Genomic DNA, 21,371 nt, shown 5'->3' on the forward strand with positions numbered 1-21,371 from the left:
TCCCAAACCCCACCCGGAATTTGCATAACGTCGCCACAGGGGGCATAACACTCGTGTGAACGAGCTGGAGCTGCGTCATCTCCGAGTCATCTGCGCCGTCGCCGACGCCGGGAGCCTGTCCAAGGCAGCCGTGCAGCTCGGGGTGTCGCAACCGGCGCTGACCGCCCAGCTCCAGCGGCTGGAACGCCGCGTCGGCGGCCTGCTGTTCGCCCGCACCGGGACCGGCGTCGTGCCCACCGACCTGGGCAGCTACGTGCTCACCACCGCCCGCCTGCTGCTCGGCGAGGTGGACGACCTGATGGCCGGGATCAAGCAGCGCACGCAGAGCACCACGGCCACCGGCGTCGTGCGGGTGGGCGGGCCGCCCGGGCTGATCGTGCCGCTGTTCGCCACCGCCATCGCCGATCGGCTCGGCGGCGCCGAGGCCGCCATCGAGATCGAGACCCAGCCGACCGAGGTGCTGCGCAAGCTGGTCGACCGCAAGCTCGACTTCGCCGTGCTGGAGGAGAACCCCGGCTTCCGCACGCCGCTGCCCGCCCACGTCCACGCCCGGGTGATGCTGCGCGCGCCGCTGTTCGTCGCGCTCGCCGAGAACCACCCGCTGGCCCACCGCGGCGACATCGACCTCGCCGAGCTGGCCGACGAGAACTGGGTGATGCCGCCGGTCGCCGAGGGCACCGAGCAGCTGGCCTTCGTCCGCGCCTGCGCCGCGCGCGGGTTCACCCCGAGGATCCGCCACCAGATGTCGGACTCGACCACCACCAGGGCGCTGGTGCAGGCGGGCGCGGTGACGCTGGCCAAGCCGGTCGCCAGGGAGGGCAACGGCCTGGTGATCCGCGGCCTGGTCGGCAACCCGATGCTGCAGGAGATCGTGCTGGTCTGGCACGAGGACAGCAACCTGGCCGACGCCGCGCGGGAGGCGCCCAAGTCGCTGCTGGAGGCCTACGACCAGCTGACCGACACCAACCCGCTGTTCGCGGCGTGGTGGGCCGAGCACAAGCACAGCCCCATCCAGCCGGAGGTGAGCCCACCGGCTCGGTAGGGGGTGGCGGTTCCGGGTGGGTCAGTCCTCCTGCCCGATGGGCCGGTAGACCGACAGGGCCTGCGGGCGGGACCGGAAGACGAACCGGCTGCCCAACGGCCCGACCTCGCCGTCGGTGGCCACCCTGCGCTCGACGTCGTCGAGCAGCACCACGTCCAGCTGGGCCGCGTCGCGCTGGCGGTAGACGTGGCTGGTGTGCAGGGTCCTGGTCAGCGTGGCCAGCACGAACCGCAGCCGCGAGTACGGGACGTCGGCGCGCAGGTAGCGCACGTCGAGCAGGCCCGAGTCCAGCACGGGGCGGTGGGTGGGCACGAAGCCCTTGGGGGAGTAGGTGCCGTTGCCCACGAACAGCCACCACACCAGGTGCGAGCGGCCGTTCAGCGACAGCCGGATCGGCTGGGCGCGGCGCAGCGTGCGGTGCAGGGCGACCGCGGCGGCGGGCCACTTCGGCCAGCCGCGCCCCTCCAGCCGCTCGCGCAGTCGCACCATCTCCGGGTAGCCGCCGAGGCTGGCGGTGTTGACGAACCAGCGGTGCCGCCCGCCGCCCGCCCCGCCGATGTCGACCCCGGCCAGGTCGACCACGACGCCCTCGCCCCCGGCGACCGCGTCCGCCGCGGCGTCGACGTCGGCCACGCCGATGTCGCGGGCGAAGTGATTCAGCGTCCCGGCGGGCACCACGACCAGCGGCAGCCGGAACTCGGCCGCCACGGCGGCGACCGCGGCGACGGAGCCGTCACCGCCCGCGACCCCCACGGCGCGGATGTCCGCCGGGCCCCGGGTGAGCTCGTCGGCGAGCTGTTCGACCAGGTCCGCGCCCGGGTGCGGGTGCACGACGGTGGCCCTCGGCCAGCGCTGCTTGACCACGTCCGTCGCGTCCTCGCCCGCGATGCCCGCGTTCGGGTTGACCAGGATCAGCAGGCCGTCGCCGTCCTCGAGGGCAGGCACGCGGGCGGCGTGCGCGGTGCGGGCGGGGCGCTCCGGGCCGAGCGGCCACCAGTGCAGCGTCGCGTAGGCCGCGCCGACGCCGATCGCCGCGCCCGCCATGACGTCGGTCGGCCAGTGCACGCCGGTGTGGACTCGCGAGTAGGCGACCGCGCCCGCCAGGGGGGCGACGAGCCTGCCGAGTCCCTTGTGCTCGAGCGCCAGCGCGGTGGTGAAGGCCGCCGCGGAGGCGGCGTGTCCGGAGGGGAACGACGAGCTCGTCGGCCGCGGGGTCAGCCTGCGGTAGATCGGCAGCAGCTCCGCGGCGGGGCGCCTGCGCGGGAACAGGTTCTTCCCGACCAGGTTCGCCGACACGCTGGCGATGGCGATCGCGCCGATCCCGCGCAGCGCGGCACGTCTGGTCTTGCCTTTTTTCGCGCCCAGGATGGTCGCGATCGCGAACCACAGGGTGCTCTTGTTCGCCGCCATCGACAGCGACGTGAGCGCCGCGTCGACCGGTGTCGGCGGCAGGTGCGCGCTGCGGATGACCAGGTCGCGGTCGACTCGGTTGACCTGCCGCGCCGAGCGCCGGACGTGTCTCATCACGGTCGCGATTGAACAGGACGGGCCGGTCGGTCGCCGAATGAGTCCGGAGTGAGACACGCGCCGACCCGAACGGCGCACGGCTTTGGACGGTGCGAGGACCTAGGCTGGTGGGATGCAGCGGCGGATCTTCGGGATTGAGACCGAATTCGGCGTGACCTGTACGTTCCACGGGCAGCGCAGGCTGTCGCCGGACGAGGTCGCGCGCTACCTGTTCCGGCGGGTGGTGTCGTGGGGGCGTTCCTCCAACGTGTTCCTGCGCAACGGCTCGCGGCTCTACCTCGACGTCGGCTCCCACCCGGAGTACGCCACGGCCGAGTGCGACGACCTCGTGCAGCTCGTCACCCACGACAAGGCGGGCGAGCGGATCCTGGAGGACCTGCTCGTCGACGCCGAGCGGCGGCTGGCCGACGAGGGCATCGGCGGCGACATCTACCTGTTCAAGAACAACACCGACTCGGCGGGCAACTCCTACGGCTGCCACGAGAACTTCCTGGTCACGCGGGCCGGGGAGTTCTCAAGGATCGCCGACGTGCTGCTGCCGTTCCTGGTCACCCGCCAGCTGATCTGCGGCGCGGGCAAGGTGCTGCAGACCCCGAGGGGGGCGGTGTACTGCCTGTCGCAGCGCGCCGAGCACATCTGGGAGGGCGTCTCCAGCGCCACGACCCGGTCCCGGCCGATCATCAACACCCGCGACGAGCCGCACGCCGACGCCGAGCGGTACCGGCGGCTGCACGTGATCGTCGGCGACTCCAACATGGCGGAGCCGACGACGCTGCTGAAGGTCGGCACGGCGAACCTGGTGCTGGAGATGATCGAGGAGGGCGTGCAGTTCCGCGACTTCAGCCTCGACAACCCGATCCGCGCCATCCGCGAGATCAGCCACGACCTGACGGGCCGCCGCCTGGTGCGCCTGGCGGGCGGGCGCGAGGCGTCGGCGCTGGACATCCAGCGCGAGTACTACGCCAAGGCCGTGGAGCACGTCGCCCGGCGCTCGCCCGACCCCCTGGCCGACCGCGTGGTCGAGCTGTGGGGCCGCGTGCTCGACGCGGTGGAGGCCCAGGACCTGACCCGGATCGATCGGGAGATCGACTGGGCCATCAAGCACCGGCTGGTGGAGCGGTACCGGGCGAAGCACGACCTGGACCTGTCGAGCCCCCGGATCGCCCAACTGGACCTCGCCTACCACGACATCCGCCGCGGCCGGGGCATCTTCGACCTGCTCCAACGCAAGGACCTCGTCGCCAGGGTCACCGACGACGGCGAGATCGAGGCCGCCAAGGACACCCCGCCCCAGACCACCCGAGCCAAGCTCCGCGGCGACTTCATCGCTGCCGCGCAGCAGGCAGGGCGCGACTTCACGGTGGACTGGGTCCACCTGAAGCTGAACGACCAGGCCCAGCGAACGGTCCTCTGCAAGGACCCGTTCCGAGCGGTGGACGAACGGGTGGAACGCCTGATCGCGTCGCTGTGACGGTGGTTCGCGGGAGGCCCTGGTGCTTGCGCACCGGGGCCTCTCTGTGTCTGGGGGAGGTGGCGGGCAGTCCTGGCCGGGGGCAGGTGGGGGAGAGCAGTGCTGGCAGGCGGTGGCGCCGGACACGACGCCGAGGACGTGGTGCGGACGCTTCCGGTTGGGTGAGGTGATGGGGGCGGGCCTGACAGCTGAGTAGATGGCCCGCGTCGTGTCCGGCGCGCTGGGAGGCCGCCGAGAGCTGACGCTTCGGGACTCGTTGATCTCGTGCTGAGTGACCGCGTCCCGGCCCACCGCGCCCCTCGGCCACGCCCACCCGCTTCGACCGGGCAACCGCCCCGCCACCTCTTGTGCCGTGCTCGTGTGGCGGCCTGACCTCGGCACCTCGGCACCTCGGCACCTCGGCACCTCGGCACCTCGGCACCTCGGCACCTCGGCACCTCGGCACCTCGGCACCTCGGCACCTCGGCACCTCGGCACCTCGGCACCTCGGCACCTCTATCTTCATTCTCCTACTTCCCCCTATTCACTATCAAGATATTCGGAACATCTCGCACATGAAGGCCGCGCAGTAAGGCGCGCGGGCCGCAGAAAGGGGTAAAAAGCACAGCCCAGAGGGGTGGGTGGGCACACTACCGCATCGTTCGCACGTATGTTCGGTGTGTTGGGTGTCGGGGCCGGTGGGGGGCGCGTTAGGGTGCGCGGGTGTCCGTTGCTCGCGCGGAGCGCTTGGTGAATCTGGTGCTGTGTCTGTTGTCGACGCGGCAGTACCTCAGTGCGGAGCGGATTCGGGGGATTGTGCCCGGGTACGCCGACGCGCCCTCTGATGAGGCGTTCTTCCGGACCTTCGAGCGGGACAAGACCGAGCTGCGGGAGTTGGGCATTCCGCTGGAGGTCGGCCGCAACTCGATGTTCGACACCGTCGACGGCTACCGCATCGCGCGGCGGGACTACGAACTCGGGGAGATCGACCTCGAGCCGGACGAGGCCGCCGCCGTCGCGTTGGCCGTGCGGCTGTGGGACTCGCCGGAGTTGACCGGGGCCGCGCACGGCGCGCTGCTCAAGCTCAGGGCCGCCGGGGTCGACGTCCACCAGTCCCCGCACGCCATCGTGGAGCCCAAGGTCAGGACGACCGAGCCCGCGTTCGCCCCGCTGCTGGCCGCCGTCGAGGCGAGCCAGGCGGTGACCTTCGACTACCGCAGGCCCTCCGGCCCCGAGGCGCAGACCCGGACGCTGGAGCCCTGGGGCGTCGTCTCCTGGCGCGGACGCTGGTACGTCGTCGGCCAGGACCGCGACCGGGGCGCCCCGCGCTGCTTCCGGCTGTCGCGCATCGTCGGCGATGTGGGCAAGGTCGGGAAGCCGGGGCAGGTCCGCAGGCCCGACGGCGTCAACCTGATGGCGTTCGTCGCCTCGTTCGACAGCGAGCAGCGCCCCGGCCAGCCCGTGCGGCTCTGGGTGGCCGATGGCCGCGCCGCCGGGGTGCGCAGGCGGGCCACCGTGGTGGGCGCCCAGGAGATCGACGGGGCGAAGGGGGACGTCGTGGAGCTCGACCTGGCCTACCCGGACTCGGCGGCCAAGTGGCTCGCCGGATACGGGCCCGACGTGGTCGTGTTGGCCCCGGACGTGCTGCGCAAGGCCGTCCGCGAGCGCCTGCTGGCCGTGGCGGAGGAGGCCCGATGACCGCCGCCCAGGACCGGCTGCCGCGCCTGCTCGCGCTCGTCCCCTACTTCATCGCCCGCCCCGGCATCCGCATCGACGAGGCCGCCGCCGACTTCGGGGTCACCGTCAAGCAGCTGCGCAAGGACCTCGAACTCCTCTGGATGTGCGGCCTGCCCGGCTACGGCCCCGGCGACCTCATCGACATCTCCTTCGACGAGGACACCGTCACCGTCACCTTCGACGCCGGGATGCGCAGGCCGCTGCGGCTCACCGGCGCCGAGGCGACCGCGCTGCTCGTGGCCCTGCGCGCCCTGGTCGACACCCCCGGCGTCGCCGACGCCGACGCCATCCGGCGCGCGCTGGCCAAGATCGAGGCCGCCGCGGGCCAGGCGGAGCCCGCGGGCGTCGCCGTCGGGCTCGGCGTCCGCGAGGGCGCGGCGACGGCCGAGGTGCGCGAGACCGTCCAGTCGGCGCTGCGCGACAAGCGGGCGCTGCGGATGTCGTACTACACCGCGGCGAAGGACGAGGTGACCCAGCGGGTCGTCGACCCCATGCGGGCGATGATCGTCGAGGGACGCGGCTACCTGGAGGCGTGGTGCAGGCGGGCGGAGGCCGTGCGCCTGTTCCGGCTCGACCGCATCGACGACGTCACCGTGCTGGACGAGCCGTCGGTCCCGCCGCCGCACGCCCGCCCGACCGACCTGACCGGCGGGTTCTTCCAGCCCGAGCCCAACCAGCGCACCGCGCGCCTGGTCCTGGAGCAGGACGCGCGCTGGGTGTCGGAGTACTACCCGGTCGACGACGTCGAGGAGCTGCCCGGCAACCGGCAGCGCGTGGTCATGCGCTACGCCGACGAGTCCTGGATGACCCGCATGCTGCTCGGCCTCGGCGGCGACGTGCGCGTGGAGGAGCCCGAGGCCCTGGCCGCCGCGCTGCGCGCCCGCGCTGCCGACGCCGTGCGGCGCATCGATTCGCTGGGCTGACGCCCCTGGTTGGTTTCCCGGTCATCCGCTCACCGGTAGAGTCGGGATGTGCCGTTCCTGCTCAGCGCGTTGATCCTGGTCGCACTGGTGTGCCTCGCCGTGGCCCTGATCGCGGTGCTCCGCCGGGCGGGCCGGACGCGGGCCGCGCTGCGCGCGGCGGGTGCGGGTCTGGCCGACCGGTCGGGCCTGGTGCGGGCCAGGGGCGCGGCGCTGCGGGTGGCGATCGACGACCGGAGGTCGCCCGGCCAGCGCGTAGGATCGATCCAGCGAGGCGAGACAGGAGGTCGGCCGTGAACTTTGGACCGTGGGAGATCCTCATCATCGCGGTGGTGATCGTGCTGCTCTTCGGGGCGCGCAAGATGCCGCAGATGGCGAGGTCGCTCGGACAGTCCATGCGCATCCTGAAGGCCGAGACCAAGGGCATGCGCAAGGACGAGGACGACGACGCCCCGGCGAAGGCGGAGGCCCCCGCCCCGCAGCAGCTGGCGGCCGCGAAGCCGGAGAAGACCCCGGAGCAGCTGCAGAAGGAGATCGACGAGCTGCAGCGCAAGGTCGACCAGCAGCAGAAGAACGCCAGCTGAGCGGATACTGACGGTGGTGCGTGATCAGTCCCGCCGGTCAGCGCGCCGCGAGCAGAGGAAGCTGCGCAGCCGTCGGCACAACCCCGACGGCACGATGTCGCTGCGGGAGCACCTGTACGAGCTGCGGCACCGGCTTGGCCTGGCGGTCCTCTTCGTCCTGCTCGGCGGCGTCTTCGGCTTCGTGTGGTTCATGGTCCCGCTGGGGCCGGTGCCCTCGCTCAGCGACATCCTGCTGACGCCCTACTGCGCGCTGCCGACGGACGTGCGGTTCGAGCCGGTCCCCGGGCAGTGCCAGCTGTTCCAGACGAAGCCGTTCGAGGCTTTCATGGTGCAGTTCAAGGTGGGCATCGCCGTCGGACTGGTCGTGATGTCGCCCGCCTGGCTGTACCAGGTGTGGGCGTTCATCACCCCGGGCCTCTACGTCCGCGAGCGCAGGCTGGCGCTGACGTTCGTGCTGATCGGCTCCCTGCTGTTCGCCACGGGCGGCTGGCTGGCCTTCTTCGTCATCCCCGAGGGCCTCGAGGTCCTGGTCAGCTTCGGCGGCGACGCGTTCATCACCGCGCTGAACGCCCAGGACTACATCTCGTTCGTCCTGGTCATGCTGCTGATCTTCGGCGTCAGCTTCCTGCTGCCGCTGCTGATCACGATGCTCAACCGGGTCGGGGTGCTGCCGTACGCCAACCTCAGGAAGTGGCGGCGGTTCATCATCTTCGGCCTGTTCGTCTTCGCCGCGGTCGCGACCCCGGGCACGGACCCGGTGTCGATGATCGTGCTGGCGGCGGCGATGACCGTGCTGTTCGAGGTGGCGGTGCAGATCGCGCGCGTCCACGACCGCCGCAAGGCCAGGCGGGAGGCGCTGGAGGACGCGGAGAACGCGACCGACCTCGACACCCCGTCCGACCTCGACCTCGCGGTGAAGCCGGTGGAGCCCGCGCGGGACCTCGACGACGTCACTTGAGTCTTCCGCGCCGGTCTGGTGGAGTTACCGACCGGTAGAGGGAGGGCTCATGCGCGTGGCGCTTGCGGTGCACCCGGCCTCCGGGCACGGCGCGGCGGGCCGGGTGACCAACGCGGTCGCAGGCAAACTGCGGGCGGTCGTCGACGACCTCGCGGTGGTGTCGGCCGCGTCGGTCGAGGAGTCCCGGGCGCTGATGCTGCGGGCCCGCGACGCCGGTCTCGACCTCGTCGTGGTGCTCGGCGGTGACGGGTCGGCGCACCAGGGCGTGCAGTTCTGCGCCGAGCACGGCGTCGCGCTCGCCGTGGTCCCCGCGGGCACGGGCAACGACCTGGTCCGCGCGCTCGGCGGCCCGACCGAGTCGCTGAAGGCGGCGGACGCGCTGGTCGAGGCGCTGGGCCGGGGCGCGGCGCGCAAGCTGGACCTGGGGCGGGTCGACGGCGGCCCGTGGTTCGCGACGGTGCTGTGCGCGGGGTTCGACTCCGCGGTCAACGAGCGGGTCAACCGGATGCGCTGGCCGCACGGCCGCCGCCGCTACGACCTGGCGATCCTGGCCGAGATGGCCGCGCTGCGCCCCAAGCGGCTCGTCGTGGACACCGACGACGGCCGGATGGAGCTCGACGCGGTCCTGGTCGCGCTGGGCAACACGCCGTACTACGGCGGCGGCATCCCGGTCTGCCCGGACGCCGACCCGGCGGACGGGCTGCTGGACGTGACCGTGGTCGGCCGGGCGTCCCGGCTGGACCTGCTGCGCATCCTGCCCGGCCTGCGCACCGGCAGGCACGTCGATCACCCCGCGGTGCGGACGCTGCGCGCGCGGCGGGTGTCGCTGGGCGGGGACAACGACTGGATCGCCTACGCCGACGGCGAGCGGATCAGGCCGCTCCCGGCGACCGTCGAGTGCGTGCCCGGCGCGTTGACCGTTATTGGCTGAGGCATGTGTCGTCCAGGTGTGAAAGCCTGGTGGTGTGTCCGCTGGTGCAACCCCCTCTCCGGCCGAGGCGTACGCCGCATCCCGGCGTCGTGCCCGCCACCCCAAGCTCACCGACTTCACCGGTGAGCTGTCGTTCGAGCTCGATCCGTTCCAGCACGACGCCTGCGCCGCCCTGGAGGACGGCCACGGCGTGCTGGTGTGCGCGCCGACGGGCGCTGGCAAGACCGTGGTGGGCGAGTTCGCGGTGCACCTGGCGCTCACCGAGGGCCGCAAGTGCTTCTACACGACGCCGATCAAGGCCCTGTCGAACCAGAAGTTCGCCGACCTGACCGCCCGCTACGGCGCGAAGTCGGTCGGGCTGCTGACGGGCGACACCGCCATCAACGGCAGCGCGCCCATCGTGGTCATGACGACCGAGGTGCTGCGCAACATGCTCTACGCCGAGTCCTCGGCGCTGCACGGCCTCGGTTATGTGGTCATGGACGAGGTGCACTACCTCGCCGACCGCTTCCGCGGCGCGGTGTGGGAGGAGGTGATCCTGCACCTGCCGGAGTGGGTCACCCTGGTCAGCCTGTCGGCGACGGTCAGCAACGCCGAGGAGTTCGGCGAGTGGCTGGTCGAGGTGCGCGGCGACACGACGGTGGTCGTCGACGAGCACCGCCCGGTCCCGCTGTGGCAGCACATGCTGGTGGGCAACCGGATGCTGGACCTGTTCGCGGGCGGCGAGCCGGGGACCGACGCGCGGATCAACCCGCAGCTGCTGCGCCGGGTCGAGGACGTCGGCCGGATGCACGCGCCGTGGCGGTCCCCGCGCCAGCGCGGCGGCAGGCCGGAGCGCGCGCCGCGGTCGCGGTTCCGTCCGCCGTCGCGGATCGACGTGATCGGTCGGCTGGACGCCGAGGGGCTGCTCCCGGCGATCGTGTTCGTGTTCAGCCGGGCGGGCTGCGAGGCGGCCGTGACCCAGTGCGTGCGGTCCGGGCTGCGGCTCAACACCGAGGACGAGGTGGCCGAGGTCCGCAGGATCGTGGAGCGGCGCACCAAGGACCTGCCCGACGCCGACCTGACCGTGCTGGGCTTCTGGGAGTGGCGGGAGGCGCTGGAGCGCGGGTTCGCCGGGCACCACGCCGGGCTGCTGCCCGCGTTCAAGGAGACCGTCGAGGAACTGTTCGTGCGCGGGCTGGTCAAGGCCGTGTTCGCCACGGAGACGCTGGCGCTGGGCATCAACATGCCCGCGCGCACGGTCGTGCTGGAGCGGCTGGTCAAGTACAACGGCGAGGCGCACGTCGACCTGACGCCGGGGGAGTACACGCAGCTCACCGGGCGGGCCGGGCGGCGGGGCATCGACGTGGAGGGCCACGCCGTCGTGCTGTGGCAGCCCGGCGTCGACCCCAAGGCCGTCGGCGGGCTCGCCTCGACCAGGACCTACCCGCTGCGCTCGTCGTTCCGGCCCGGCTACAACATGGCGATCAACCTCGTCGACCGGCTCGGCGTGCGGGAGGCGCGGGAGATCCTCGAGCAGTCCTTCGCCCAGTTCCAGGCCGACCGCTCGGTGGTCGGGCTGGCCCGGCGCGTGGACCGCAACAAGGAGGCCCTGGAGGGCTACGCCGAATCGATGACCTGCCACCTCGGCGACTTCGCCGAGTACGCCGAGCTGCGGCGGCGCATCTCCGAGCGGGAGAAGCAGCTCGCCAGGCAGAACACGGCGGCGCGGCGGGCGGAGACGGCGCGCTCGCTCGAGGCGCTGCGCAAGGGCGACGTGATCGCCGTCCCGGCGGGCAGGCGCTCGGGCCTGGCCATCGTGATCGACCCGGGCGTCGAGCCGATGGGGGAGCCGCGGCCGCTGGTGGTGACCGAGGACCGGTGGGCAGGACGGCTGTCGGTGGCGGACTTCCCCGCGCCGGTCGAGCCGCTGGGCCGGGTCCGGCTGCCGAAGCAGGTCGACATCCGCTCGCCCAAGTCGCGGCGGGACCTGGCCTCGTCGCTGCGGGCCACCGGGATCGAGGCGCCCGGGCGCGGCAAGCGGCGGACCGGGGCCGACGAGGACAGCGAGCTGCTGGCGCTGCGGCGGGCGCTGCGCGCGCACCCCTGCCACGGGTGCCCGGACCGGGAGGCGCACGCCCGCTGGGGCGAGCGCTATCACCGGTTGCGTGCCGAGACCGACCAGGTGGCGCGCAAGGTCGCGGCGACCACGCACTCGCTGGCCCGGCAGTTCGACCGGATCCGGGCGCTGCTTGCCCAGCGCGGCTACCTGGCCGCGGACGACGAGCGGCCCGGCGAGCAGGTGGTGACCGAGCACGGCAAGCGGCTGTCCCGGCTCTACAGCGAGTCCGACCTGCTGGCCGCGGAGTGCCTGCGGCACGGGGTGTGGGACGGGCTGGACGCCGCCGAGCTGGCCGCGGTCGTCTCGGCGCTGGTGTTCGAGGCGCGCCGCGACGGGCCGATGGAGGCCAGGGTCCCCGGCGGGGCGGTGACCGACGCGCTCACCGCGACGGCGCGGCTGTGGGCCGAGCTGGAGTCCGACGAGCGGCACCACCGGCTGGACCGCACCCGCGAGCCGGACGCCGGTTTCGCCTGGACGGTGTACCGGTGGGTGCGCGGGGAGTCGCTGGAGAAGGTGATCACCGCGGCCGAGTCGGCTGGCCAGGAGCTCTCCGCGGGCGACTTCGTGCGCTGGTGTCGTCAGGTGATCGATCTGCTCGACCAGATCCGGGACGTGATGGGGGAGAAGGCCCCGGTGGGGGCGGCCGCGGCCGCCGCGGTGAAGGCGATCCGGCGCGGGGTGGTGGCGTTGGCCTCGGCGTAGCGGGTCGCCGCACACCCGGGCGGGTCGCTGTGGTTTGATCGCGCGAGGTGGTGTCTGGGCGTCGGAGTCCGGGCGGTGGCGCGCGAGACCAGGCGGAGGCGAACGATGAGCAGCCCTTACGGGCCGTCCGGTGGACAGGACCCGCAGCAGCCGTGGGGCCAGCAGCCCTATGGCGGCGGCCAGGTGCCCGGCCCGCCCTCGGGCGGGTTCCCGGCGCAGGGCTACCCCCAGCAGGGGTACCCGCAGCAGGGCCAGCCCCAGTACGGGTACGGCCAGCAGCAGCCCCAGCCCACGCAGCAGTACCCGGGCGGCGGCTACCAGCCGTACGGGGACCAGCACCAGCAGCCGTACGGCGAGCAGCAGCAGCAGTACCCGGGCTACGGCCAGCAGCAGTACCCCGGTCAGCAGCCGAAGAAGAAGTCCAACGGCCTGATCTGGGGCATCGTCGCCGTCGTGGTGCTCGCGGTCGGCGCGGTGGTGGTGCTCGGCTTCGTGACCCCGGGCTGGTTCAACAAGCGCGTGTTCGACAACACCGCCGTGCAGGACGGTGTGAAGACGGTGCTGGTCAACGACTACGGCGCCGACGACGGCAAGATCGAGTCGGTCTCCTGCCCCGAGGGCGAGCCGGTGACGAAGGACCACCGCTTCACCTGCAAGGTCAAGTACGACGGCCAGGAGTTCCAGGTGGACATCACCGTCCGCGACGAGTCCAACGGCCAGTACGAGGTCGCCAACCCCAACCTGCCGGACTGATCCTTTGCCCGACGTTCGACCGCTCGCCGCCGACGAGGTCCGCGCGGCGCACACGCTGTTCCGCGCCGCGCTGCACCGGGGGCCGATGTCGGCCGACCAGTGGGCGTTCAGCGGCCGCTCCTTCGAGCCCGGCCGCACGCTCGGCGCCTTCGTCGACGGCCGGATGGTCGGCACGGCGCTGGCCTGGTCGTCCGATCTCGTCGTCCCCGGCGGCGCGAGGCTGCCGATGGCGGCGGTGACGCGCGTCGGCGTGCGCACGGACTTCCGGCGGCGCGGCGTGCTGCGGGCGCTGATGCGCGAGCAGGTGGACGACGTGGCCGAGCGCGGCGAGGTGTTCGCGGGTCTGCACGCGACAGAGCCGGTCATCTACGGGCGCTTCGGATACGGCGTGGGCACGCGCGCGTTGCGCGTCGCCGCCCGGGGCGCGCGGCTGCTGCCCTCGGTGCCGACCGGCGGCGCGGTGCGCGTCGTCGACCCGGGTTTCCCCGGCCTGCCGGGGATCTACGACCGGGCCAGGCGGTCGCGAGTCGGGTCGATCGCCCGTCCGCCGGAGTGGTGGGTGAACTACGAGCGGGCGTGGGGCGTCAACGAGAACCTGGTCGTCGCCGTGCACAGCGGTGACGACGGCGACGACGGGTTCGTGGCGTGGCGGCCGTCGGAGACGGCCGACCCCACCGACACGACCACGCTCGCGGTGGAGGACTTCGTCGCGGCGACGCCCGCGGTGGCCTACGCGCTGTGGGAGTTCCTGCTGGGCATCGATCTCGTCAGCTGCGTGCGCGCGTTCATGCGCCCGCTGGACGAGTCGCTGACGGTCGCCGTGCCGGACCCGCGCACGGTGTCCATCGAGGACGTGGTGGACGACCTCTGGCTGCGCCTGGTCGACGTCCCCGCCGCGCTCGGCGCGCGGGTCTACGGCGACGCCGACCCGGTGGTGGTCGAGGTGGCCGACCCGTTCCGCCCCGGCAACGACGGCTGCTACCGGATCACCCCGGACAAGGCCGAGCGCTGCGACGACGCGCCAGCCGTGTCCGTTGGGGTCGAGGTGCTGGCGATGCTCTACTTCGGCGCGTGGTCGTGGTCGTCGCTGGCCGAGGCGGGCCGGGTGACGGTCGACGACCCGGCCGCGCTCGCGCACCTCGACCGGCTCTTCGCGCTGGAGCGGCCCGCCTTCTGCGGGACGTACTTCTAGGGCGCGGTCAGCGCGTCGATCAGGCGGTCGACGGAGCTGCCGAGGTCCCAGCGCTCCTGGAGCGCGCGCATCCGGTCGACGTCGACCTCGCCGGGCAGCGCGTCCGGGCAGCTCGCGGTGATCAGGGCGTCCTCGTTGACCTTGACGACCAGCGGCGCCTTCGCCAGGTAGTCGGCGTCGTGCTCGAACGCCTGCCGCACACGCAGAGGCACGTCCGAGGAGCCCGCGGCGGCGGCGTCGACGAGGGCCTGCAGCGAGCCGAACTTGGTGATCAGCCGGGCGGCGGTCTTCTCGCCGATGCCGGTGATGCCGGGCAGGCCGTCGGACGGGTCGCCGCGCAGCACGGCCATGTCGGCGTAGGCGGAGCCGACCGGCGGCAGGCCGTACTTCTCGGCCAGCTCGACCGGGCCGATCACGGTCTTCTTGCGCCAGCCCGCGCCCACGTACACCACGCGGACGGTCGTGGGCTCGTCGCGCACGCACTGGAACAGGTCGCGGTCGCCGGTGATGATCTCCACCGGGTCGGCCTTCTCCCGGGCGGCCAGCGTGCCGATCACGTCGTCGGCCTCGTGGCCTGCGGACTCGGCCATGCAGATGCCTGCGGCGTCGAGCAGGTCGACGATGATCGGGACCTGCGGGGTGAGCGTGTCGGGCACCTCCTCGACGTTGTTGGCCGGGTCGGCCACCCGCTGCGCCTTGTAGCTCGGGATCGCCGCGACCCGGAACGCCGGGCGCCAGTCGGCGTCCATGCACGCCACCAGCCGCGAGGGCGACCGCTCGGTGATGATCTGCGCGACCATCCCCGCGAACCCGCGCACGGCGTTGACCGGCACCCCGTCGGGTGAGGTCATCGACTCCGGGACGGCGTAGAACGACCGGAAGTACAGGCTCGCCGAGTCCAACAGCACCAGGGGTCCGCTCACGCCGCGAACCCTGCCACACCGGGCCGACAAGGTCCACGTGAGCGAGCACCTGGGTGCGAAGAGAGCAAGGTGGGAAGTTTCGCCGAATTCCCCCGTCATGGGGATGCCCCGGCCCCGTCTCCCGATCATGCGGAAGCCCCGACTGTCCTCGAGCAGGCGCCCCGCGATCCCCGGTCCACGCCCGACCTCCGAGGTGCGGACCGCCATCGCCGCGCTGCCCCCGGTGCAGCGCGAGGTGCTGCGCCTGCGATTGCTCGAGGGCCTTTCCGCCGACGAGGTGGCCGAACGCCTGTCGATGACCCCGGCGGCGGTCCGCCTGGTCCAGCACCGCGCGTTGACCGCGCTGCGCGTGTACCTGGCCTCCCGGAACTGAACGCCCCGCGTCCCGGGCCGGATCGTCCACATCGGAGCGCTGGCGGGTGGCGGCGGCGGAGTGCGCGGGAGCCCCTGGCGCGTTACACCGGATTGCGCGGCGGGCGGGCCCGCGGCTCGGCGTACCGCGGGCCCGGCTGCGCGTGGAACCGGTTCCGGAACCGGTTCCGGGACTGATTGAACCGAACCGTCGCCGGTCGCGTCAAGGCGCGGATTCGCGGACGACCAGGGTCGTCGGCACCACGACCGGTCCCTCGGGCGGCGGCTCGCCGTCCAGGAGGCCCAGCAGGAGGCGGGCCGCGGCCTCGCCCATCTCCCTCGACGGCTGGCGGATCGTGGTCAGCGCGGGCACGGTGTGGCAGGCGAGGTCGTCGAAGCCGACCACCGCCACGTCCGTCGGCACCTTCAGCTCGGCCGCGCGCAGGGCATCGAGCGCGCCGATGGCCATGTGGTCGTTCTGGGCGAAGACGCCGTCGAAGCCGACGCCCTCGGCCAGCAGGCCCTCGATGGCGGCCCGGCCGCTCTCGCGGGTGAAATCGCCCTCGACGACCAGGGCGGCGGGCAGGCCGCGGGCGGACAGCGTCTCGGTGAAGCCCTCGGTGCGGGCGCGGGTGCAGCCGAACTCGGCCGGGCCGGTGATCAGCGCCAGCCGCTCGCGGCCCAGCGACAGCAGATGGCGCGCGGCGTCGGCCGCGCCGTCGCGGTTGGTGGTGGCCACGGACGGGAAGCCGGGGTTGTCGCCGCGGTCGTCGATCATGACCACCGGCAGGCCGGACTCGTGCAGGCCCGTCAGGTAGCCCAGGGTGCCGGGCGGGGCGATGAGCAGCAGCCCGTCGAACGCCTTGGCGCTGACGTGGCGGGCGAACTGGGCCAGCGACTCCTCGCCCCGGTTCATCGTGTTGAGCAGCAGCCCGTAGCCGCGGGCCTCCAGGACGTCGGCGACGCCCTGCAGCACCTCGCCCATCCACGGCCACGTCAGGCTGGGCACGAACATGCCGACGGTCTGCGTGCGCCCCCGGGCGAGCCCGACCGCGCGGGCGCTGGGGGTGTAGCCGGTGGCGGCGATCACCTCGCGCACCCGGACGGCGGTGGCGGCGTCGACGTCGTCCTTGTTGTTGAGCACGCGGGAGACCGTCGTCTTGCTGACCCGCGCGCGGCGGGCGATCTCGGCGATGGTGACGCGCACCGGCGCCTCCTTGTGTTCCGCGGGTGCGGGTGGCCCGCCGTGCCCCTACCGTGACACCGTGATCACCGAAGACCTGGCCACCCTGGCGTCAGCCTACGGCGTCTCCACCGGCTACGAGGACGGCGCGGGGGACTGGCACGACGTCGACGCCGAGGTCGTCGTCGCCGTCCTGGCCCAGCTGGGCGTCCCGGCGGGCAGCCCGGACGAGATCAGCGCCAGCATCGCCGCCGCGCCTGCCGACCCGACGCCGACCGTGGTGACCCAGGGCGACGCCGTCCACCTCGGACAGGGCGAACTCCTGCTGGAGGACGGCGGGACGCTCCCGGTCGACGGCGTGCTCCCGGCCGACGCGCCGCTCGGCTGGCACCGGCTGCGCCGCGGCGACACGGTGACGCCGCTGGCGGTCACCCCCGCGCGGCTGGCCCCCGTCCCGCGCGCCTGGGGGTGGATGGTGCAGCTGTACGCGCTGCACTCCGAGCGCTCCTGGGGCATCGGCGACTACGCCGACCTGCGGACCTTCGCCGCGGGCACGGCCGCCCAAGGCGCGGGCGCGCTGTTGGTCAGCCCGGTCGGCGCGATCACCCCGACCGAGCCGGTGGAGCGCTCGCCGTACTCGCCGTCGAGCAGGCGGTTCCACAACCCGCTGCTGCTGTCGGTCACCGAGACCGAGGCGTTCCGCGCCGCCGACCCGGACACCCGCGCCGCCGTGCTCGCCCTGCGGCCGGACGAGCCCGACGAGCTGATCGACTACCCGGCCGTGTGGCGGGCGAAGTCCGCGGCGCTGGCCCTGCTCGCCCCGCGCGAGGCGCCCGAGCCGGACGCCGCGCTCGGCGAGTTCGCCACCTTCTGCGCGCTGGCCGAGCGGCACGGCGGCGACTGGCGCACCTGGCCGCACGGCCTGCGCAGGCCCGACTCGCCCGAGGTCGCCGCCGCTCGCCGCGAGCTCGCCGAGCGGGTCGCCTTCCACGTGTGGGTGCAGCGCGAGTGCGCCGCCCAGCTGGCCTCCGCGCACGCCGCCGCGCACCGGATGGCCGTCGGCATCCTGCACGACCTGCCGGTGGGCGTGGACCCCGGCGGGGCGGACGCGTGGGCGCTGCAGGACGTGCTGGCCGCGGACGTCACCGTCGGCGCGCCGCCGGACGCGTTCAGCCCCAAGGGCCAGGACTGGGCGCTGCCGCCGCTGCGCCCCGACCGCCTCGCCGCCGAGGGCTACCTGCCGTTCCGCGACATGATCCGCGCGGTGCTCGCCCACGGCGACGGCATCCGCGTCGACCACGTGGCCGGGCTCTGGCGGCTGTGGTGGATCCCGCCGGGGCAGTCGCCGGACCGCGGCACCTACGTGCGCTACGACGGACGCGCCATGCTGGGCGTGCTCGCGCTGGAGGCGCACCGGGCGGGCGCGGTCGTCGTCGGCGAGGACCTGGGCACCGTGCCCGACGAGGTCTCCGCCGAACTGCGCGAGCGCGGCGCGCTGGGGTGCGCGGTGGCCTGGTTCGAGCGCGACGACGACGGCAGGCCGCTGCCGCCGGAGCGCTGGCCCGCCCGCGCCGTGGCCACACTGTCCACTCACGACCTGCCGACCGCCGCGGGGTTCCTCTCCGGCGAGCACGTCCGCGTCCGCGCCGACCTCGGCCTGCTCGACGACCCCGACGCCGAGGCGAGGCGCGCGCGGCAGGAGCGCGACGACCTGCTCGACCTGCTCGCCGCCGAGGGCCTGACGGACGACGACCGCGTCCTCGCGCTGCACGAACTGCTCGCGCGCACACCGTGCGACCTGGTGCTCGCCGCGCCGACCGACGTCATCGGCGACACCCGCCAGCCCAACCTGCCGGGCACCGTCGACGAGTACCCCAACTGGCGAATCCGGCTCCGCCCGGACGTCCACGAGCTGCTGGCCGACGCCCGGATGCAGCGCATCGCGGCGCTGCTGGGCGACGCCGCTCGGTAACGCCCTCTATACATCCGCGTGTCAGTGCGCCTATGCTCTCGAAACTGAGAGCGCTCCCAACGCCATGTCCCACGCCGTCGGAGTGGACGGCACGGCACGTCGATGTGCCGTTAGGCAAGGAGTTTGTCGATGGTTTCGAGCCAGAGGCGCAGACTGGCGCGGATCGGGGTGGCCGCGACGGCGACCCTGGTCGCGGGCACGGTCGTGACCGCGCTGCCCGCCTTCGCCGACCCGCCGTACGAGCGGATCGTGGGCGGTGAGTTCACCGGGAGCACGCCGGACCCGTTCTGGAACGGCACCGGCACCACGGGCCGCGTCGTCGACGGCGAGTTCTGCACCGAGGTCCCCGGCGGCACCGTGAACCCGTGGGACGCCCTCGTCGGGCAGAACGGCGTGCCGTTCGAGGCGGGCCAGTCCTACACCCTGACCTTCGACGCGCACGCCACCCGGCCGCAGCCGGTCGGCGCGGGCGCCGGCGAGGGCGTCGCGCCCTACCGGGAGATCGCGCGGCAGACCTTCGCGGTCACCAGCGTGAAGCAGACCTTCTCCTTCACCTTCACGTCCACACTGGACTTCCCGGAGGCAGGCAGCGGCCAGGTGACCTTCCACCTGGGCGGGCAGGCCGAGCCCAACACCTTCTGCCTGGACAACGTCTCGCTCATCGGCGGCGTCGTCCCGCCGGGCGGGACGCCGGAGGAGGCGCCGCCGATCAAGGTCAACCAGGTGGCCTACGTGCCGAGCGCGGCCAAGCGGGCCAGCGTGACCTCGGACTCGACGACCCCGCTGGCGTGGACCCTGCGCGACGCCGCCGGTCAGCCGGTGGCGACCGGGCAGACCACCCCGCGCGGAAACGACCCGCTCGCGGGCGAGTCGGTGCACGTCATCGACTTCTCCGACTTCGAGACCCCCGGCACCGGCTACACGATCGCCGTGGGCGACGACGTGAGCAAGCCGTTCGACATCGGCGTGGAGGAGATCCAGTCCCTGCGCGAGGCGTCGCTGGCGTACTTCTACCACAACCGCAGCGGCATCGAGATCGAGGCGCAGTACGTCGGCGCGGAGCACGCCCGGCCCGCTGGCCACATCGGCGTCGCCCCCAACCAGGGCGACACCTCAGTGCCGTGCCGCCCGAACACCGGCTGCTCCTACAGCCTCGACGTCAGCGGCGGCTGGTACGACGCGGGCGACCACGGCAAGTACGTGGTCAACGGCGGCATCTCGGCGTGGCAGCTGCTCGACCTGTACGAGCGGACCGCGGCCTTCGGCGACCTCGACGCCTACGCCGACGGCAGCCTGGCCATCCCCGAGCAGGGCAACGGCGTGTCCGACCTGCTCGACGAGGCGCGCTGGGAGGTCGAGTTCCTGCTGAGCATGCAGGCCCCGGCGGGCAGCGTGAACGCGGGCTGGGTGCACCACAAGATGCACGACGACGCCTGGACCGGGCTGCCGATGATGCCGCACCTTGACCCGCGCGCCCGCTACCTCGCGCCGGTCTCCACGGCCGCGACGCTCAACATGGCCGCGGTGGCCGCGCAGGCCGCGCGCGTCTGGGCCGACATCGACCCCGAGTTCGCCGCCCGCGCCCTGAGCGCGGCGCGCACCGCGTACTCGACGGCGAAGAACAACCCGGTCAAGATCGCCGACCCGAACGACGGCACCGGCGGCGGCTCGTACAGCGACGGCACCGTGACCGACGAGTTCTACTGGGCCGCCGCGGAGCTGTACGCCACGACCGGCGAGGCCGGGTACCGCTCGGACGTCATGGCCTCCCCGCACTACAAGGGCGCGGGCATCACCACCCGAGGGTTCGACTGGGGCTCCACCGCGGCCTTGGGCGACATCACCCTGACCGTGGTGGACAACGGGCTGCCCGCCGCGGACCTGGCCGCGATCGAGGGCGTCATCACCGACACCGCCGACGCGCACCTGGCCCAGATGGCCACGATGGGCTACCCCGCGCCGTACCGCGAGGGCAACGGCGAGTACGTGTGGGGCTCCAACGGCCTGATCGCCAACAACGGCGTGGTCATCGCCCTGGCCCACGACCTCACCGGCGACGACCGCTACCGCGACGGCGTGTACGAGACGCTGGGCTACCTGCTGGGCCGCAACCCGGTGGACTACTCCTACGTGACCGGCTACGGCGAGCGTCCCGTCCGGAACGTGCACCACCGGCACTGGGCCAACCAGCTCGACCCGAGCACGCCGATCGCCCCGCCGGGCGCGCTGTCCGGCGGTCCGAACAGCGGCCTGCAGGACCCGATCGCGGCCCGGCTGCTGCCCGGCTGCGCCCCGCAGAAGTGCTTCGTCGACCACATCGAGGCGTACTCGCTCAACGAGGTCACGGTCAACTGGAACTCGGCGTTCGCCTGGCTGGCGGGCTGGACGGCGGAGAAGGCCGTCGTCGACCCGCCCGCCGAGGACACCCCGCCGACCGCGCCCGGCACGCCGGTCGCCTCCGCGGTGACCAGCACCGGCCTGACCCTGACCTGGCCAGCGTCGACCGACGACAAGGGCGTGGCGGGCTACGAGGTCCTGCGCGTGCAGGGCGACGCGATCGCGGTCGTGGCCACGGTGAGCGGCACGACGGCGCAGCTGTCGGGCCTGACCCCGAACACCGAGTACACCTACGCGGTGCGGGCCAAGGACACCGCAGGCCAGTCCTCGCCCCTGTCGCCCCGGGTAACGGTGCGGACCGCGCCGGTCTCGACGGCAGGCTGCAAGGTCGTGTACTCGGCGCACACGTGGAACAACGGGTTCACCGCGTCGGTGACGATCACGAACACCGGCTCGTCGGCGTGGACGGACTGGTCGCTCGGCTTCGCCTTCCCCGGCGACCAGCGGGTGACCCAGGGCTGGTCGGCGACCTGGTCGCAGTCCGGCAAGAACGTCACCGCGAAGAACATGCCGTGGAACGGCGCGCTGGCCAAGGGCCAGTCGGTGAGCATCGGGTTCAACGGCTCGCACTCCGGCGGCAACCCGGCCCCGACCGCGTTCACGGTGAACGGAGCGACCTGCGGATAGGTGTCCCTCCGCACGGAGACG

General features: G+C 73.1%; 17 protein-coding genes. 14 read left to right on the forward strand and 3 right to left on the reverse strand.

Annotated elements, in window-relative coordinates:
• Positions 1-55: 55 nt before the first annotated feature.
• The gene (locus Actkin_RS13920) at positions 56-1,042 is read left to right on the forward strand and encodes a LysR family transcriptional regulator (protein WP_189213860.1); all 987 of its coding nucleotides are present in this window, start codon (positions 56-58) and stop codon (positions 1,040-1,042) included.
• Positions 1,043-1,063: 21 nt separating this feature from the next.
• Here Actkin_RS13920 and Actkin_RS13925 read toward each other — a convergent pair whose 3' ends face one another.
• A complete protein-coding gene (locus Actkin_RS13925; protein WP_189213968.1) occupies positions 1,064-2,566 on the reverse strand; it encodes a bifunctional phosphatase PAP2/diacylglycerol kinase family protein in 1,503 nt (500 codons plus the stop codon).
• 115 nt (positions 2,567-2,681) lie between these two features.
• On the opposite strand from Actkin_RS13925, the gene pafA reads away from it, so the two are divergent.
• The 10 genes from pafA to Actkin_RS13975 all read left to right on the forward strand — a co-directional run bounded on the left by pafA (position 2,682) and on the right by Actkin_RS13975 (position 13,897).
• Positions 2,682-4,040 carry a Pup--protein ligase gene (gene pafA / locus Actkin_RS13930; RefSeq protein WP_189213861.1) on the forward strand — a complete coding sequence of 453 codons (1,359 nt, stop codon included), beginning with the start codon at positions 2,682-2,684 and terminating at the stop codon, positions 4,038-4,040.
• A 702-nt stretch (positions 4,041-4,742) separates the two neighbouring features.
• Positions 4,743-5,717 (forward strand): helix-turn-helix transcriptional regulator, encoded by a 975-nt coding sequence (locus Actkin_RS13935; protein ID WP_258907491.1) that lies wholly within the window; start codon positions 4,743-4,745, stop codon positions 5,715-5,717.
• Positions 5,714-6,679, forward strand: coding sequence for a helix-turn-helix transcriptional regulator (locus Actkin_RS13940; RefSeq protein WP_189213863.1), 966 nt, complete (start codon positions 5,714-5,716; stop codon positions 6,677-6,679). Before Actkin_RS13935 ends, Actkin_RS13940 begins: the two co-directional genes overlap by 4 nt.
• A 48-nt stretch (positions 6,680-6,727) precedes the next feature.
• Positions 6,728-6,973: a hypothetical protein gene (locus Actkin_RS13945; protein ID WP_189213864.1), complete on the forward strand. Its 246-nt coding sequence runs from the start codon at positions 6,728-6,730 to the stop codon at positions 6,971-6,973.
• Entirely contained in the window at positions 6,970-7,260 is a 291-nt protein-coding gene (tatA, locus tag Actkin_RS13950; RefSeq protein ID WP_189213865.1) for a Sec-independent protein translocase subunit TatA, read from the forward strand. The genes Actkin_RS13945 and tatA overlap by 4 nt, the downstream gene beginning before the upstream one ends.
• A gap of 13 nt (positions 7,261-7,273) precedes the next feature.
• A complete protein-coding gene (gene tatC, locus Actkin_RS13955; RefSeq protein ID WP_396122968.1) occupies positions 7,274-8,218 on the forward strand; it encodes a twin-arginine translocase subunit TatC in 945 nt (314 codons plus the stop codon).
• A gap of 49 nt (positions 8,219-8,267) precedes the next feature.
• Positions 8,268-9,149 carry a diacylglycerol/lipid kinase family protein gene (locus tag Actkin_RS13960; RefSeq protein WP_258907492.1) on the forward strand — a complete coding sequence of 294 codons (882 nt, stop codon included), beginning with the start codon at positions 8,268-8,270 and terminating at the stop codon, positions 9,147-9,149.
• Positions 9,150-9,183: 34 nt separating this feature from the next.
• On the forward strand, positions 9,184-11,952 hold the full coding sequence (locus tag Actkin_RS13965) for a DEAD/DEAH box helicase (protein WP_258907493.1): 2,769 nt from the start codon (positions 9,184-9,186) through the stop codon (positions 11,950-11,952).
• Between the two features lie 105 nt (positions 11,953-12,057).
• Positions 12,058-12,705: a DUF4333 domain-containing protein gene (locus tag Actkin_RS13970; RefSeq protein ID WP_258907494.1), complete on the forward strand. Its 648-nt coding sequence runs from the start codon at positions 12,058-12,060 to the stop codon at positions 12,703-12,705.
• A 4-nt stretch (positions 12,706-12,709) separates the two neighbouring features.
• Positions 12,710-13,897: a GNAT family N-acetyltransferase gene (locus Actkin_RS13975; protein ID WP_258907496.1), complete on the forward strand. Its 1,188-nt coding sequence runs from the start codon at positions 12,710-12,712 to the stop codon at positions 13,895-13,897.
• Here Actkin_RS13975 and Actkin_RS13980 read toward each other — a convergent pair.
• Positions 13,894-14,820, reverse strand: coding sequence for a 5'-3' exonuclease (locus tag Actkin_RS13980; protein WP_258907498.1), 927 nt, complete (start codon positions 14,818-14,820; stop codon positions 13,894-13,896). The two genes, Actkin_RS13975 and Actkin_RS13980, sit on opposite strands and share 4 nt — an antisense overlap.
• Before the next feature lie 127 nt (positions 14,821-14,947).
• On the opposite strand from Actkin_RS13980, the gene Actkin_RS13985 reads away from it, so the two are divergent.
• A complete protein-coding gene (locus Actkin_RS13985; RefSeq protein WP_258907500.1) occupies positions 14,948-15,193 on the forward strand; it encodes an RNA polymerase sigma factor in 246 nt (81 codons plus the stop codon).
• 201 nt (positions 15,194-15,394) lie between these two features.
• Here Actkin_RS13985 and Actkin_RS13990 read toward each other — a convergent pair whose 3' ends face one another.
• Positions 15,395-16,378, reverse strand: coding sequence for a LacI family DNA-binding transcriptional regulator (locus Actkin_RS13990; RefSeq protein WP_258907501.1), 984 nt, complete (start codon positions 16,376-16,378; stop codon positions 15,395-15,397).
• Positions 16,379-16,439: 61 nt separating this feature from the next.
• Between Actkin_RS13990 and malQ the strand changes: the two genes are divergently transcribed.
• Together malQ and Actkin_RS14000 are read left to right on the forward strand one after the other, a co-directional pair.
• A complete protein-coding gene (gene malQ, locus Actkin_RS13995; protein ID WP_258907925.1) occupies positions 16,440-18,326 on the forward strand; it encodes a 4-alpha-glucanotransferase in 1,887 nt (628 codons plus the stop codon).
• A gap of 129 nt (positions 18,327-18,455) precedes the next feature.
• Positions 18,456-21,350: a glycoside hydrolase family 9 protein gene (locus tag Actkin_RS14000; protein ID WP_258907502.1), complete on the forward strand. Its 2,895-nt coding sequence runs from the start codon at positions 18,456-18,458 to the stop codon at positions 21,348-21,350.
• Positions 21,351-21,371: the final 21 nt, after the last annotated feature.

The sequence above is a fragment of the Actinokineospora sp. UTMC 2448 genome, assembly GCF_024760565.1.
GTDB lineage: Bacteria > Actinomycetota > Actinomycetes > Mycobacteriales > Pseudonocardiaceae > Actinokineospora > Actinokineospora fastidiosa.